Genomic DNA, 14,381 nt, shown 5'->3' on the forward strand with positions numbered 1-14,381 from the left:
GCAGAGTCGTGATGTAAGACAAATCAGTCATCCAGAGCTTCACGACCAAATGCCAGTCATCATTAACGATGACAAAGACCCCGCCGGAATAATGTTGGCGGAGACGAAGGAGAACGGAATCCTGATATGTTTTATGAGAAACAAGTATTGGCTTCAAACAGATCACCCCATATTTTGTAATCAAAGGGATAAAACCCCTCGTCACGCGATTATGGGGGCGTTTTGGGAAAGTCAAGTAATTCTGGCCGTTTTATGGCAGATTAAGAAAATTTTTATTACTAGTGAATTTCCAGTTCGACTGTATGAAAAAGCAAAATTCCTCCCACTAAAGTAGGAGGAATGCTATAAGGTTGGTTCAAGGAACCCCTTGGCCCAACCGCCTCGGCGAATGCCGAGAGTCTATTTAATTAAAAGGAGGAGCGAATTCTTATATTCGCGCAACTATTATATTGTTTAAATTTTTGAAATCATTATTAATCTATTTTTCTTGGGTCATTGGATTTTCTGTGATAGCCGGATTAATCATGTTTTTCTATGTGCCTATTGAAAAAGATCTCGAAACTATACTCGTTATAACAATTATGCTTTGCATACCGCTATTATCTATTTTTGTGATAGGTTTTATTAAAGGAAAAATTAAGATTCTTGGAATTCATGGTAGATGGTCATTGATTTTTCGAAGCGCTATCTTTACGTCATGCTTAATAAGTTTCATATTATTGGGTGTAGGTCAGTCTGCCATGGCCGAGATGTTAGTGAGCGAATATGATAAAAACACTGTGACTAATTCCGAAAAAATAGAATTTGTCAAAGATATCGGCAGGAGACTTTCTTCGAATAAATTGAGGGGCGAGTATATTAAGACCCTTGATAGTATTAGCCCTAATAATCGTTTAACGGTTTATTATTCCAACGAAGATAAAGACTTGGCAGACAAATTAGTAAGAGCTATTCCCGACATTGAAACACAGTTGAGCAAGATGTTTGCCGTAGTAGAACCTTTTCCTATTGACATCGTACTTTACGATGATTTAAACCAATATCGAACCAATAACGATATCGATGAAACTCAAAGAATTTTAGGTTTATATACTAACAAAAGAATTCATATGGCAAATACGAAAGTCAGTGCGGAAATTTTTAAGACTTCCACACTGGACCTGGATTTAATAAATATGAATTACGAAGAGGAAATTTTAAATACTCTTGAACATGAATACACCCATTATTATATTCGAGCGTTTTTGATGGAAAATAAATTGAATCCTGAAATTCCAAGATGGCTTGACGAGGGACTAGCAGTATATCATGAATCTGAAGGATATATCACAGATGCAGAATTTGATTTTCCGGACTTGAAGGATTCGGCAATCCCTTTACAGGATTTAATAAGTCAGGTTGAATGGGATCAATATACTGAATCAGAAACGGCTAGTGATATTGCTTATAATGAATCCTTCATGGTTATTTACGAATTGATAAAATTAAAAGGTGAGAAGGTAGTAACTGATATTCTAGCAGGGATTCCAAAAGAACAAGATTTATCGACTAGTTATCAAACACTTTTTGAAAATTCATTTATAGATCATGTGGGCTTAAGTTTAGAGGAGTTTCAGGATCAAGTAATAAACAAGTACTCCACTAAATAGAATTCAAGAAAAGTTTCAACACTCAAAATCTCACCATCGAGAAAGCGACGTGAATAGGATTACCTATTTGCGTCGCTTTAAAATCTCCCCCTGCTTTTTCTGCATTTCGCGTATCCTTGTAACGTAGCCGATAATTCTCTGAAGCAACAGAATGTATAGCAACTGTAAGTAACACCCTTCGATCACAGTGGAACGAGGGTGTTACTTTGGCATATAGAGTAAAAATAAGTCTTTATGCTACTAGCTTATAAAGTGGGATTTTAAGGGTTTACTAATCATTTCTGGAGTGAGCGTAGAGTTAGCTGTAGCTCTGTTTAATAGTGGCATTCTTATATCTGTATACGTATTATAACTAGAAAAGGAGCGTAGAAATGGATAAACCAAACATCATTTGGATCGGATCGCCAAACTTCAGTAGCCCAAAGGATTATAAAATAATCGCGATTGTAAACCACATTATGAGCGGAACCCTAATAGGTACTGACGCATGGTTTGCCTATCCAGCAAGTAAAGTTAGTTCACATTTCGGAATAGGTAAGAACGGTGAAATCCATCAGTATGTAAAGATTGGAAATATTGCATGGGCAAATGGCAACGTAAATAAACCAAATTGGCCTTTGCTTATTCCAGGAGTTAACCCGAATTATTACACAATAAGCATTGAACATGAAGGAGAAAGCGGAGATATAATGCCTGAAGCGCAGTACCAGGCCACACTTGCTTTGCATCGGTGGCTAATTGGGACAATAGATATACCAGTGAGTCGTGATAATATCATCGGACATTATCGGATTGACTCAGTCAATAGATCAAGGTGTCCAGGAACAGGATTTCCTTGGGATCGACTATTTAAGGATTTGCAAGGGGGAAATGACGTGTTACAAGTAGCTGTTCTGTTGTATACGAAAGAAGATTATTGGGCCGGAGCAGATGTATCGGTGAAGAATGGTAACTGTGCTATATTCGTACGGCCAGAAGATCTCTCAGTTCCCGCCGAGGCCATGAGTTCTCAAAAGTTGATCGTAGTTGGTGGACCGACGACTAAACATCCGAACGAAGTACTGCTGAGTGGAAAAGATAAATATCAAACAGCCGCTGCTGTGGCGCAGTACCTGGGTAAATAATTTCTTCCTATTTGTAATGAACCATAAACTAAGCAGGTCAGCTAATGACCTGCTTAAAACGATACTCTATGACCGTTGTCATTTAGGTATGATATAATAAGCTCAATACATAATATTTCTATTAATGAGTTTTGAACTTGATATTATAGATGCCGTCACTGGCATTGGAATGGTCTCATTGGCTTCTTTAAGAAGATGTCGAAGAAGAGAAGATGGTTCAATAGGATTTGGACAGAAGGTGTACTTCGAATCTACTTAAAGAATGGAGCGCATATCATTGGCAAAGGTAGAAAAAACCATTTATCTGATCTTAGCTTTAGTCGTAATTTCATGGGGTCTTAATGTTGTTATGGTGAAATATCTCACACTTCATATGTCGCCGATGCTGGTAGCTACGATCCGAATGCCACTGGCCGGAAGTTTATTACTCTTATTCGTTTGGAAAAAGTACGGATTCTATAATCCAAATAAAAAGCAGTGGGGGCTTCTCTTTTTTATAGGGTTAAGCTCTATTTGCTTTCATCAGTTGCTTTTAGGGTATGGACTTGTTACAACAACCGCCACAAATGCATCCCTCATTTTAGCCTTAAATCCGCTGACTACTGCTCTGCTGGCATCAATATTTGTCGGCGAAAAATTCACTAAATATTTAGGGATCGGAATTTTGTTCGGACTTTCAGGCGTAGTTCTGGTTGTAGTCTCGAAATTGCCTAACAGTTCTATCGGTTTATCTGGCTTAGGAGATGCCATTATGTTTCTAGCAATGTTGACTCATGTAATTGGGGGGTTGCTCACAAAAAAGTTGTTGGAAACTACGATCCCAACTTTAGTAGTCACTGGCTATTCCACCGTAATAGGGGGAATATTATTAAATATAAGTACTTAAGCCACTTTTGGGCCTTCCGCGTATGGGCAGATTCATTTTTCGCTAACAGCTTGGCTAGTATTGTTATTATCAGCCTGGGGAGCTACTTCATTGGGTACATTGGGATGGAATCACGGTATTAAGCATTTGGGTGCCAACAGAACTGCGATGTTTTTGAACGGGATGCCCTTTGCAAGTATGGTTGGTGGAGTATTTTTTTTAGATGAGAAGATTACTTGGATCCACGTTATTGCAATTATTCTCACTTCGATAGGTATTGTGATAGGAACTATAAAACATAGAGAGCGCGGGCTATCCTTTACCGAAGGAAAGCCCGTAAAGTCATTGTAATTAGTGTTTTTTGGAGAGAAGTGGTAAAATGTGCATCAACGTTGTGTACAAACCCATTATGAAAGAGAGAAAAAATGAACACAGCTAGTTTTCAAGATTATTCATTAAGTGAGGGGCTCTTGAAAGCCATCCAATTACTCAACTTTAAAACGCCCACTAAAGTCCAGGAGCAGGTCATTCCAGCAATCCTAGACCAAAAAGACATCATCGTAAAATCCCAGACCGGAAGTGGCAAGACGGCAGCATTTGCCATTCCAATTTGCCAATTAGTGGATTGGGATGAAAACATACCTCAGGCCTTAGTGATTACACCGACAAGAGAGCTCGCTATTCAGATAAAGGAAGATTTCTTTCATATTGGCAGATTTAAGAGGCTTAAAGTCTCTGCGCTCTATGGAAAGTCTCCTTTTTACATTCAAGAAAAAGAATTGAAGCAAAAAACGCATGTGGTGGTTGGAACACCGGGTCGGATTTTTGACCATCTGGATAGAGGGACTTTTGATCCTTCTAAAATTAAGTATTTAGTCATCGATGAAGCGGACGAAATGTTAAGAATGGGTTTTGTTGAACAAGTTGAAAGGATTCTAGAAGCACTTCCTAAAGATCGAGTGACTATTGTTTTGTCGGCTACAATGCCTTCAGATATCAGTGCGTTATGTAGCCATTACATGAATAATCCAATGGATGTGGCCATTGAAGAACAAGATCCAGTGGCAGGTAGGATTTTTCAAACTCGATTCGAGGTCAGCGAAAACCAGAAGCTACAACTTCTTAAAGACTTAGTGATAGTTGAGAACCCTGACAGCTGTATGATATTTTGCAATACTCAGCTCAAAGTAGATGAAGTTTATGAAGAACTAGACTATCAAGGTTTTACTTGTAATAAGATACATGGTGGCATGGAGCAAAGGGATCGTCTCAGGGTCATGGAACATTTTAAGCGCGGAAATTTTAGATATTTGGTAGCAACCGATGTAGCAGCCCGGGGTATCGACATCGACCAAATTGGTCTTGTGATCAATTTTGACGTATCAAATAACTGTGAAGGCTATGTTCATAGGATAGGCAGAACAGGACGCATTGACTACATGGGTAAAGCCATAACCTTTGTCACACCTTCAGACAATAGGTTGCTTGAGGATATTCATCGGTTTATCGGAAACGAAATCCCACTCGGTGTAAGGCCTGATCAAGAAGCCGTTCTAAAAGCTGAAGAAGGATTTACTGAGAAGATAAACGCAACGCCTGAATTCAAAGAAAACAAAGGTGCCAAGCTTAGCGAAGGCATTATGAAATTGCATATCAATGCGGGCAAGAAAACGAAAATGAGGGCGGTTGATATAGTTGGCACCCTCTGTAGTATTGAGGGTATAACAGCGGCGGATATAGGTATTATTAACATCCTCGATATTTCGACCTATGTAGAAATTTTAAATCACAAAGGGGAGCTGGTGTCCCGCGAGCTTCAACAAAAACCAATTAAGGGCCGACTCAGAAAAGTCAGTAAGGCGGATCGTTAGGCTAAGGAAAGGATCAAAATGATGGATGGAACGAAAAGAAGTGCGGTCAAAATCGGTTCGATTGTAATGATCGTACAAAAACAAGATCAACAGAGCGGTAAGCTTACAGAAGGTGTCGTTAAAAGACTGCTCACCAATTCCCCGAACCACCCCCATGGCATCAAGGTCATGCTTGAAAGTGGTATTGTTGGCAGGGTAAAAGAAATAAAATAGAAGCTTAGAGTGTTGTACTGATGCCAAATGTGAATTTGGCCAGCCAAACTTGTTAGTTATATGTATAAAGCTGACTTTACTGGATTGTGTAGAGTCAGCTTTATTATTTGTAATATGAATTATCACTAACATTTATAACTATTGCAGGAATATATAGGTAAAATGTTGAATTCTAGTAGTCAACCAAATCTTATGTCAGATAGAAAGTAGAAGGTTAAGCAGGAGTTGTTCTATAAAAATGAAAAAAGCTATAACCCTTATCGTAGTTGTTCTCTTGCTGGCCCTTGTGGCCGGATGCCAAAAGAGCACCCAGGGTTCGCCCGGGCAAGCTCCTGAAAAAATGATGCAGGAGGCAGCCCTGAAATACGAAGAAATAACTGATCCGGTTGAGTTGGAAAAGCTCTGGCAGGAATACTTTTATGATTCAATTGCTACTTTAGGGAACACCCATGAGTTTAACACCGCCCAGGATATAGATCCGCTTGATGTGGCGATGTACTGCTGGTTTAAGTATGTTGCGGAACACGGCAAGGAAAGCTTGGTCCTTGCTGACACAGACAGTACTAACCGGCTTTTTCCCTTGGATACAGTTCTTGAATATGCCGAGCGTTATTTTAATTTGACCAGCCTTGATGTATCCAATCTTGAGGCTGGTTCCTATGACCAGCAAAAACGTGCATTCATTTTTGACTTTGGCACTCCACGAACTCGCCCATCCTATAATGCAGTCAACTCGTGGGGAGATCACCTAGATAAAGTTACAAGAAGCAGCGATGGCACAGTTACCGCCATTTTAGTACATTCTGGACCACCTCAGAGCGGTCGCATCGAGTTGACCAAATCTTACAACTTAAAACAGAATGAAGATGGCAGCCTATACTTTGTAAGTGGCAGGTTGGATTATGTTAATAACCATCTCGTTGTCTTAACGGGTGATTATCAATACTTCGCTCAAATTAAAGGCTTTGCAGGTAATATGGAAGAGCTTTCAATGTTGGGTGAGGTTGACGGCAAATTGATTCTTGCCTATACTCCCAATCAAAAAAGGGGAAATGCTTCCCTAATGCTTGTCAAGCCTGAGACTATGAACGTGGAAAAGAAACTTGATGTAAGCGGGAATTTTACGCCAACGGATGTAAGTCTGATAGGAGAAAGTATTGTGATCCGGCTTAAAGATAGAATAATAGCTATTGATAAAACCCTTGAGCAATCGAAAATGTCTTTATTACCAATAACAATCACTGAGAAAATAAATCGGGAACCTCATTACAATGCCCAAGGTAATCCTGATGTGTTTTTTGGGGGTTACGACGTATCGAGTGATAGATTAAAATATGTTTATACCGATGAAACAGGTGTCAAGCTATTTAACTCTACTGATAATACTGAAAAACTGCTTTCCCCAACAGTACCTATTACAGGCAGTGAATTGCTGGAGAATTCCTTTCACAGGGACCCTCGGTTTGTAGCCGATGAGCAAAAGGTTATAACCACTATGACTGGTTATGAAGGTGCCATGGGTTATACATTGTGCAATCTGGAAAGTGGGACTGTAGAAGTTCATAATATCGCATCAGAATGCTCTTCAACAGGCCTCATCAGGTATGATACTGGTCTCCTGGAGGTAAATACCTATCTCTATAATAAATTAACACAAATGGCTGAGTCTAAGCTACTCTTTTTAGATTTTTGGACAGGGAGGGTTAAGGAGCTTAGTCTTAAGTATCCCGGCGACACAGGTGATATCAGGATGCCAGACTCTTGGTATGTCGGCCAAAACTATGCCACCTTTATAACCTACAAGCGGGATGATAGTGACAACGCTAAGGATATGTTTTACCTTAACCGCCTGAATCATAATACATTACTGACCGAGCCGAAAGTTATCTCTGTCAAAGCCGCCAAAACTCATATCCTCGGCGTTTTGGCAGACGGGCGGATCGTGTTTTGGTATAACCTTAATCCAAGTGAAAACGGGGTATGCATAACAAAGTAAATACAAGAGCCTAAACTATGGCTACTTCGTAAGCCATTCTTTTTTAGCTTTTGGGATTCCTACTTTATTGTATCATGTATACAAATTGGGATTTAATAGATTTTTTGATTTGAGACATAAGAAAGTTCTATAAAATAAGAAATATTAATCTATGGGCTGAAAAAGGATATGAACAAGTTACAAAATAGCTCAAAATATATCTAAAAGAAAGGGTGATTTTCATGATTATCAATGAGACCTTAAGAACCCTTAAGCAGCGCAGGAGTATCAGAAGTTTTAGAGATGAACAGATCAAGGAAGAAGAATTACAAGCGGTACTGGAAGCGGGGCTGTATGCACCTAACGCCGGGGATCAAGCGTGGCATTTTACTGTAATTCAAAACAAGGAACTGCTGGACAGGCTGAATCTTGCTGCTAAAGAAGGCGCTAAACAACTGGATATTGAAGGTTTAGAGGAAATGGCGAATAATGAGCAGTACAATTGTTTATACGGTGCACCGACACTGATCATAGTCTCTGGCAAGCAGGCCCCTATACCTCTCGAAGCGGATTGCGCTGCCGCAACTCAGAACTTGCTCTTAGCCGCAGAGTCGATCGGGCTGGGGTCGTGCTGGATTTACTTTGTCATATTTGCGTTTTATTCACCACTAGGTCCTGAATTGAGCAAAGAACTGAAAATACCCGAGGGCTACAAGCCTTATTATTCGGCTGTGCTAGGATATAAGCAGGACTCAGTTGTCAATGTACCCGTCAGAAAGCCCAACCTCATTACCTACATCAGATAATCTTAACATGCAAAGAACAGTTCTCCTGCCATTGAAGGCATAGAGGGCTGTTCTTTGCGTTTGTATATCCTTTAAAAGAAAATCAAACCTCCGTTTGATGATTAATATGATATCGCTGTTATATAATTTACATTCCCGTTTATTGCGATGTAAATTAAAAAGAAATTGGCAGGTATTAGTTGAAAAATATAGAAGTAACAACAATGATTAGATTGAAGAAGATTAGAGCTATAAATGTGGCACAAGGGCCCTTAGATTAACAAATCATCTTAGTAGGAGAGTTAGTATGAATAACTATTACAAGATATTAGATACAGCAGTGAATATCATTGCGCCTGGTAGCAGGTTTACACAATCAAAAATAATTGAAGATTCTATTAAAGATGTATTAATTAATAAATATGGAAGTGAATGGGCTGAACAAAAGGAGCTTTTTTTAAATTGCTACGAATCTTTAAGAAATCGTAATAGAAAAGAGTCGTATGTTGGTGATATTCCATACTTTTATTCAATGCATTATATGTTGTTAAATATTCCCATGGTTCAGCTTGTGCTACTTCAATTGCTGAGAAGAAAAAGAATGTCCAGAGAACTGCGAGTCCTTGATATCGGAAGTGGGGTAGGCACTACAACTTTTGCCTTACTTGATTTAATAACCTTGCTCGATAATCTATGTAAGCTCCATGGTGAAGAAAGCTTTTTTGATAAAGTAGAGATCAATTCGATGGAGAGGTCCGAGGACAATATAAAGGTCTATGCAGAAAATGTTAGTTATTTTTCAAGTAGATTAACCAATATCGCGGATCTTAAAAATATTACAATTAATTCCCCCAAGCAAGCAGCTATAACTGATCAAATCATAACCGGGAAGTATGATCTAGTCGTATTATCAAATATCACTTCTGAGCTAAATTATAAAAGCATAAAACATCTACTCATTCAAACGTCGAATAATCTCACAACGAATGGAGATATAATTCTTATTGAACCCGCAAGCGAATCGGCTATCAAGTCGCTAAACCGCTTGAAGCATGAAGTCCATCATATAACAAACTTAAAAAGTATAGCATCATGTGGTAGTTGTGGACGTTGTGATCAATGTTGGGTTTTTCATACGTCTAATAGTTCAAAGGGTGATTTAATTAGTTATATTGATCGTCTCTATGCGGAAAAACATGAACCTGAATATATTGATGATTTTTACAAGAACAGATTAAAATGGGGATTTAGTATTTTATCTAATAGTTGTCTTGGGGATATATGCACAGACTTATCTACTTTGAATTTAGGCTCAGGTAATATCGTTAAAGTGAATGTTGTTGGTGATAGAATCAATAATACCTATAAGTTTTGTGATGGTCATGGGAACCAAGGCCTCATTGTGGGGAAAGACATTGAGTTAGGGCATTTTAAATTTGGAGACTTACTCGAATTTAAAAATATAACTATCGAGAAATCTAATGGTTTAAAAATAGTGTGTTTATCCAATTCACAAGTTTATAAGTATTATTCAAATTCAGATAGAAGTAAGTCCATATTTAATAATGTAAACCAGAAGAACTTGACATATCTATTAAAGAGATTATGGGGATTTGATGAGTTTAGAGAAGGTCAGTACGAATTAGTAAAAGGTGCTCTAATGGGTAAGGATATTTTAGGAATACTTCCTACTGGCGCTGGAAAAACCCTTTGCTATCTGTTGCCAGCCCTGCTAGGGAACGGAGTGTCGTTAATTGTTTCACCCTTAAAATCTTTAATCAAAGACCAGATTTCAAATCTCAAGACTATTGGATTTGAGTATGTGGATTATATTGATGGTTCAGAATCGGTTGCCGAAAGGCGACAAACGTTAAGCAGATTTAAGGCAGGTAGTTTGAAGGTCTTATATGTATTAGCAGAAAGACTCCAAATGAGAGACTTTCAACTAGAATTACAAGAGGAATTAAAGAACATTAGCCTTGATTATTATATTATTGATGAAGCACATTGTTCATCCGAATGGGGACATGATTTCAGACCATCATATTTAAAACTTATAGATGTAGTTACAACGCTTGGCTCTGCAAATATTATTGCAGTAACTGCCACAGTATCTCCAAAAGTCAAAGAAGATATCCTGAAAACGTTTAGGATAAATGAGGCCAATGTAATATGTTCAAAATCCTTAGCTCGTAATGAAATTAGCTTTCAAGTTATTAATCTACCTATTGAAAGTGGCAAAGAGTTCAATTTGAGAAAGGCGTTAATAGAAGACATACCCATGATTTTGCAAAAGAAAGATATACATGAACTTCATAAAGACGGTTCAGGTATTATCTTCACAATCTATGCAAATGCGCGGGGTGCGACTACCAGGTCATATGGAACAAAACATATTCTTAATGAAGTCAGATTAAGTGGGATTGAGTCGAATCTCTATCATTCTAAGCTAAGTGATATTGAAAGATCCGATATACAAGATAAGTTCAAAACGGATAAATTTCCGTTACTCGTCTCAACAAAGGGCTTCGGAATGGGAATTGATAAATCCAACCTTAGGTATATTATTCATATGTGCTACTCAAATTCTCTAGAGGCATATTATCAAGAAGCTGGACGATTAGGACATGATAGACAGCATGCTCACTCAATTATCATTTCAAGAGCAAGAACACCGGATTGTATCCAGCACCGAGCTAGTATAAATAATTATGAACCCGAATGTGTCTACGGATGGAGATGCAAATATACAAATGGGATAAAATGTGATTATGGGATGCAGGCAAAATTGATTAATGAAAAATATCCGGATGCCAATGAAATGACTCTTAATCTTAACAACTGCTATCAGTTTCTGGTACAGAATTCAAATTGCAAGCCAAAGTTTACATTCGCTATTCAAGCAAACAACTCTAACAAATATCAAACATACTTGTTTTATTTTCAGATGCAAGGAATCATTATAAATTATTATACGTTAAGTTATTTTGATGATGGTAGTGTGAAATTTGAAGTAGAAGTTAATCCAAACGTTTTTATTGATCCGAACCTGGCAAGCGTAATAGAACGAATAATAACGAGGCTCCAAAGCATTAAAAGACAGAAGTATAATATGTTAGAAAGTATTTGGCAGTATGTTAACAATGATACAAAATGTAGACGTCAATTTCTGATGGATTATTTTCAAGACCCTGTGAGTTACGGTATAGAAGGTTGTAAATTCTGTGATATTGAAGGTATAAGTAAGGAAAAGTCCATTTCGGTTACAAGAGAGTTAAGAATCGATAAATTATTTACTGATTATCATAATCTAATGGCTTCAAATAGGTTGGATTACCCAAAAGCTAAAGAATTGCTTAATATTATGTATGAAGAAAACGAACAAGAACGTGCCAAGATTAAAGCAATGAAGCACCTAGAAGATTATACGGATAATCCGGTAGCGCTTTATTTCAGAAGTCTGATCACTCTCAAAAGAGATAAAGCTGATGCCTATGCAAGAAATCAAGCCTTTGAACTAGTTTCTTCATTTTTTAGAAATAACGACACTAAGGCAGTTATAGGGGTTCTAAACGACATTATTGATATTAACGAAAAACTAGTAGAGGAAATACTAATAACGAATGAAGCGTTGATTATTAATTTGGAAGTTGCCAATTGTTTAATTAAAGACTTAGGAAGTGATACCACTAAAGAAATTGTTTACAAGCTATTTATTAATAGCAAAATTAAGACCCTAAACAATAAATTGGCAAGGAGCAATTAAATTGGATTTGCTTAAATTAGATGAAAGATTAGAAAAAGACATAACTCATTTAGAGAAGAGTCTCGATGAATATGAAAAGTTAGTCAATGAAACTTCAGATTTAAAATATACTCTTGAAAGTCAAATGAAAGAATTAAAAGTAGCCTATGATGAAGAAATAAAACATCTCAATGCGAAATATATTAGCGATAAAGAACTATCCTCAAAGTCTATAGAAAGTTTTAATGATTATTACAAGAAAGTAGTTACATTATTTAATGATATTGAGTTAAAAAAAGGTGTATTTGAATTATACATAAATCAGATGAATCAAGCCTATGAGGAAAAGTGGAAAGATATTCAAGTTAAAAATGAAAATAACCTATCTGATCTAGACGTAAAGGTTAATGAAAAGATTAATAAACTCGAAGAAGAAAATAAAAGAGAACTGATGAAAATTATTAATTCTCTCACAACCAATGAAAAGGAAATAGCACCATCTAAAAAGGAAGTTGCAAAGTTTATTAGTGAAGAAGTTTATAAGTTGTTAAAAAATAATAATGTTCTTGATGAAATTATGGAGAAAATCAATACTGATACTTCTAAGCTAAAAAGTGAATTAGAACGGAGTTTAATGAATCTTTCTGAAGAGTTTTTTAAAGAGACAATGCGCGCTGATGACAAATATAAAGAATTAGCTAAGAACTTTAAAATATTTGTGGCCATCAACAGTGTCTTGTTTATAATACTATTGATATTGATTTTACGATAGTTTGATGAATACTGATTCAAGTCGATACCCGTATTTTGGTTGCCATAATGGGGTTATAGCAAGTGCACTCTATTTCAAGAACAAGATGTTAAATAGGGAGAGATAAAACAATGTTATTTAGTGAGATTATCAAAGCAATTATGCTTGGGGTTGTTGAGGGTATCACGGAGTGGCTACCTATCAGTAGCACAGGGCATATGATTTTAGTCGATGAATTTTTACAGCTAAACATGAGTGAAGCGTTTAAAGAAATGTTTTTTGTAGTTATTCAGCTTGGCGCAATTATGGCAGTTGTGGTTTTGTATTGGAACAAACTAATTCCATTTTCTCTCAAAAGAAAGCTAACAATTAGAAATGATACAATATTGCTGTGGTTAAAAATCCTTGCTGCTTGTGTTCCTGCAGCGATCATTGGTCTGTTGTGGGACGATGAAATTGATGCACTATTTTATAACTATCAGACCGTTGCAGTAATGCTAATTCTGTATGGCATTCTGTTTATCCTTATCGAGAGTAGAAACGGAAAAATAAAACCGAAGATTAATAACCTATCACAAATTTCATATCAAACTGCCATTATGATAGGTTTATTTCAATTATTGGCATTGGTTCCTGGTACTTCTCGCTCGGGAGCAACCATTCTCGGAGCAATACTCATAGGAACATCGAGAACGGTGGCCGCAGAGTTTACATTTTTTTTGGCTATTCCAGTTATGTTCGGTGCAAGCCTATTAAAAATTTATAAATTTGGTTTAAATTTTACTAATGATGAACTTACCATTTTATTCACAGGGATGATCGTTGCTTTTGTAGTCTCAATCTTGGCAATTAAATTCTTGGTAGGTTATATTAAGAAGCACGATTTCAAGGCATTTGGGTGGTATAGAATTGTATTAGGTATCATAGTTGTATTATATTTCTGGTAATGAGATTTTAAATGGAATGGAATGGAAATAATGTGCAAATTGGTAACAATTTTTGAACATGATTTCCATTCCATATATACGTAAGCGGTGGACGTAAATGTCAAATAGTAGGCACATAACTAAAAAATCAACCCAACCATCAGGTCGGATTGATTTTAAGTTTTATTTTGTTTGTAACAGTCTGTCGGCAGCTCCTTTGACCATGGAACGAATTTTTCAATCAACTCCGGATGGTTTATGAAATCTGTGTTCGGCATCTGTTTCAATATGTATACCAAATAATTATATGGCTTTAGGTTATTATTTCTGGCTGTCGTGACAACGCTATAGATTATGGCGCTAGCCGTTGCTCCCCGAGGCGTTTCCATAGTGACCCAGTTTTTGCGGCCAATTGTGAAGGGGCGTAGGCTTCGTTCCGCTAGGTTGTTCGAAAGTTCACACCTTCCGTCTAAAAGA

General features: G+C 37.2%; 13 protein-coding genes. 12 read left to right on the forward strand and 1 reads right to left on the reverse strand.

Annotated features, from left to right (window positions below; translation table 11 throughout):
• The 12 genes from JL57_RS31455 to JL57_RS31505 all read left to right on the forward strand — a co-directional run.
• Positions 1-334 (forward strand): hypothetical protein (locus JL57_RS31455; protein ID WP_034145817.1); only part of this gene is annotated, 334 nt, incomplete at its 5' end.
• 190 nt (positions 335-524) lie between these two features.
• Positions 525-1,649: a hypothetical protein gene (locus JL57_RS31460; protein WP_291300814.1), complete on the forward strand. Its 1,125-nt coding sequence runs from the start codon at positions 525-527 to the stop codon at positions 1,647-1,649.
• A gap of 371 nt (positions 1,650-2,020) precedes the next feature.
• Positions 2,021-2,773: an N-acetylmuramoyl-L-alanine amidase gene (locus tag JL57_RS31465; protein ID WP_034145819.1), complete on the forward strand. Its 753-nt coding sequence runs from the start codon at positions 2,021-2,023 to the stop codon at positions 2,771-2,773.
• A gap of 277 nt (positions 2,774-3,050) precedes the next feature.
• A complete protein-coding gene (locus tag JL57_RS36040) occupies positions 3,051-3,659 on the forward strand; it encodes a DMT family transporter (protein WP_291300815.1) in 609 nt (202 codons plus the stop codon).
• Positions 3,660-3,689: 30 nt separating this feature from the next.
• Positions 3,690-3,989: a DMT family transporter gene (locus JL57_RS36045; RefSeq protein ID WP_291300819.1), complete on the forward strand. Its 300-nt coding sequence runs from the start codon at positions 3,690-3,692 to the stop codon at positions 3,987-3,989.
• A gap of 74 nt (positions 3,990-4,063) precedes the next feature.
• Positions 4,064-5,509, forward strand: a complete 1,446-nt coding sequence (locus JL57_RS31475; RefSeq protein ID WP_034145820.1) for a DEAD/DEAH box helicase — start codon at positions 4,064-4,066, stop codon at positions 5,507-5,509.
• A gap of 21 nt (positions 5,510-5,530) precedes the next feature.
• The gene (locus tag JL57_RS31480) at positions 5,531-5,722 is read left to right on the forward strand and encodes a YwbE family protein (protein WP_034145824.1); all 192 of its coding nucleotides are present in this window, start codon (positions 5,531-5,533) and stop codon (positions 5,720-5,722) included.
• A gap of 238 nt (positions 5,723-5,960) precedes the next feature.
• Positions 5,961-7,718 (forward strand): hypothetical protein, encoded by a 1,758-nt coding sequence (locus tag JL57_RS31485; RefSeq protein WP_034145821.1) that lies wholly within the window; start codon positions 5,961-5,963, stop codon positions 7,716-7,718.
• 221 nt (positions 7,719-7,939) lie between these two features.
• Positions 7,940-8,503: a nitroreductase family protein gene (locus JL57_RS31490; protein ID WP_291300816.1), complete on the forward strand. Its 564-nt coding sequence runs from the start codon at positions 7,940-7,942 to the stop codon at positions 8,501-8,503.
• A gap of 286 nt (positions 8,504-8,789) precedes the next feature.
• Positions 8,790-12,248, forward strand: coding sequence for a RecQ family ATP-dependent DNA helicase (locus JL57_RS36050; protein ID WP_291300817.1), 3,459 nt, complete (start codon positions 8,790-8,792; stop codon positions 12,246-12,248).
• 1 nt (position 12,249) lies between these two features.
• Entirely contained in the window at positions 12,250-12,999 is a 750-nt protein-coding gene (locus JL57_RS31500) for a hypothetical protein (protein WP_034145822.1), read from the forward strand.
• A 110-nt stretch (positions 13,000-13,109) separates the two neighbouring features.
• Positions 13,110-13,925 (forward strand): undecaprenyl-diphosphate phosphatase, encoded by an 816-nt coding sequence (locus JL57_RS31505; RefSeq protein ID WP_034145823.1) that lies wholly within the window; start codon positions 13,110-13,112, stop codon positions 13,923-13,925.
• A gap of 155 nt (positions 13,926-14,080) precedes the next feature.
• Here JL57_RS31505 and JL57_RS36055 read toward each other — a convergent pair.
• Positions 14,081-14,381, reverse strand: a 301-nt coding sequence (locus JL57_RS36055) for a transposase (protein WP_291300818.1), incomplete at its 5' end; no start/stop codon positions are given.

The organism is Desulfosporosinus sp. BICA1-9 (genome assembly GCF_000802135.1).

Bases quoted from the DNA above. Each gene is read 5' to 3' on its own strand.
- JL57_RS31485 (WP_034145821.1), top strand. From the start codon at position 5,961: ATGAAAAAAGCTATAACCCTTATCGTAGTTGTTCTCTTGCTGGCCCTT.
- JL57_RS31460 (WP_291300814.1), top strand. From the start codon at position 525: ATGTTTTTCTATGTGCCTATTGAAAAAGATCTCGAAACTATACTCGTT.
- JL57_RS31505 (WP_034145823.1), top strand. From the start codon at position 13,110: ATGTTATTTAGTGAGATTATCAAAGCAATTATGCTTGGGGTTGTTGAG.
- JL57_RS31480 (WP_034145824.1), top strand. From the start codon at position 5,531: ATGGATGGAACGAAAAGAAGTGCGGTCAAAATCGGTTCGATTGTAATG.
- JL57_RS31490 (WP_291300816.1), top strand. From the start codon at position 7,940: ATGATTATCAATGAGACCTTAAGAACCCTTAAGCAGCGCAGGAGTATC.
- JL57_RS31475 (WP_034145820.1), top strand. From the start codon at position 4,064: ATGAACACAGCTAGTTTTCAAGATTATTCATTAAGTGAGGGGCTCTTG.
- JL57_RS31465 (WP_034145819.1), top strand. From the start codon at position 2,021: ATGGATAAACCAAACATCATTTGGATCGGATCGCCAAACTTCAGTAGC.
- JL57_RS36050 (WP_291300817.1), top strand. From the start codon at position 8,790: ATGAATAACTATTACAAGATATTAGATACAGCAGTGAATATCATTGCG.